The organism is Mesorhizobium sp. M7A.F.Ca.CA.002.09.1.1, from assembly GCF_003998555.1.
Lineage (GTDB): Bacteria > Pseudomonadota > Alphaproteobacteria > Rhizobiales > Rhizobiaceae > Mesorhizobium > Mesorhizobium ciceri.
The window spans coordinates 1-1,301 of sequence record NZ_RZRR01001216.1; the positions used below are offsets into that span (position 1 = coordinate 1).

Consider the following 1,301-nt stretch of genomic DNA (forward strand, 5'->3'; position numbering starts at 1 on the left):
CTCCGGTTCGATGCCGGTCATACGGGGAGCGTCGAACAGGCGTGCTTCCGCTTCGGGTTATTGCAGCGCCCGCACGCCTTGCAGCACGTCCACGCAAAGCTGCAGGCGGTGGAATTTGTGGCCGCCGGCGGCGTGCACGATGGCGATCGTTAGAAGAGCCGCCGGCGTGTCCGTGGCTTCGCCGTCGATGGCGCGCAATTCAGGGAAACCCAGCGACAGGCGCCGCCGCATGCCGGTGTCATGCACGAGGTCGCCATGCAGTTCGACCAGCAGGCTGGAATTCTCTTTTTCCAACCATTTGAATTCCTGCAATTCGTAGGATTCGGCCTCGTTGCTGCCAAGCTCGAAGCCGCATGCCGCGATCACCTGGTTTGCCCTGGCCAGATTGGCGGGTTCGACCAGGATGTCGATGTCGGTGAAGGGCCTGTCGGCGACGTTGCGGTAGAGCTTTCGCGCGAAGACGGGTCCCTTGACGATCCGCGCCGGAATATTGTCCGCCGCCAGTCCCTTCATGATGCGGTCGCCATGATACTTCAACAGCATCGACTGGCCGGTGGCGATCGTTGCCTTCTGGCGCAGATCCTCCAGCTTGCCGTGCAGGTCGGCATCCGCTGGCAGCCGCGCGTCCCCGCTGAGCTTGCGCAACATGATCGGCAGCACGCCGTGAAACTCGGCATTGTCGAGCAGCGCCGTCAGCGTCTTTGCCGACAAATCTTCGCCGCCTGCCGCCGCCTCGGGGTCAGCGAAGCGCAGCAAGAGTCTTTCTTGGGCGGAAGTAAGCGGTGGCAGCATCAACCCAGCTAGCATTGCGAGCAAGTCAGGAATGGTTGCAGAAAAGCCTAATGTAAGCCAGCTTTTACATGCCCCAGCGCAGCGCCGCAGTGTGTACCGGCGCGTCCCAGAATGCGGTCGTCTCGTCGTCGAGCATGGTCAGCGTGATCGAGCAGCCGGCCATATCGAGCGAGGTGACGTAGGAGCCGACCAGCGAACGGGTCACCGTCACGCCATGCTTCTCGAAGATTAGCCGTGCGCTGTTGTACATCAGATAGAGTTCCATCAGCGGCGTGCCGCCGAAGCCGTTGACGAACAGCAGCGCCGGGCCTTTCGCTTTGTCGCCGAGATCGCCGAGGATCGCGGCGCAAATCTCCTGCGCGATCGCATCGGCGCTTTTCAGCGCATCGCGCCGGCGGCCGGGCTCGCCATGGATGCCGACGCCGAACTCCATCTCGCCGTCGCCGATATCGAAAGTCGGCTTGCCCGCCGCCGGCACGGTGCAACTGGTCAGCGCCACGCCCATCGAG

The 1,301-nt window shown here is 63.1% G+C and carries 2 protein-coding genes; both read right to left on the reverse strand.

Annotated features, from left to right (window positions below):
* Positions 1 to 57 precede the first annotated feature (57 nt).
* The gene (locus tag EN994_RS31915; RefSeq protein WP_245466150.1) at positions 58 to 756 is read right to left on the reverse strand and encodes a nucleotidyltransferase family protein; all 699 of its coding nucleotides are present in this window, start codon (positions 754 to 756) and stop codon (positions 58 to 60) included.
* A 100-nt stretch (positions 757 to 856) separates the two neighbouring features.
* Positions 857 to 1,301: dihydroxyacetone kinase subunit DhaK (locus tag EN994_RS31920; protein ID WP_206530552.1), on the reverse strand; the 445-nt coding region annotated here is incomplete at its 5' end.